This is a genomic window from Algibacter ulvanivorans, from assembly GCF_048381495.1.
Lineage (GTDB): Bacteria > Bacteroidota > Bacteroidia > Flavobacteriales > Flavobacteriaceae > Algibacter_B > Algibacter_B ulvanivorans.
On the sequence record NZ_JBLWGD010000070.1, the window covers coordinates 1 to 290 of the forward strand.

Genomic DNA, 290 nt, shown 5'->3' on the forward strand with positions numbered 1-290 from the left:
GTACATTAAGTGTAACCCCAGTAACGGATAGCACAGAACCAATCAACTTCACCTATCCGGTAGAAGATGAAGACGGTTTAACGGATCAAGGTCAAGTCGCTATCACATTTGATCAATTACCTCCAGTAGCGGACGATGAAACGATAGGCAATGCGACGATCAACACGGCTGTACCAGTTAACGCATTAGATGGCGATAACGAGCCAGATGGCGATAACAGTAGCGTGGTGATTACGGAGGTAGACGGTACACCAATCCGCGTTGGTAACCCAGTAACTTTAAGTGACGGT

General features: G+C 46.9%; 1 protein-coding gene. It reads left to right on the top strand.

The window, feature by feature from the left end; genetic code table 11:
• The coding region (locus tag ACNG5D_RS16005; protein WP_418184530.1) for a hypothetical protein at nucleotides 1-290 on the top strand (290 nt) is incomplete at both ends.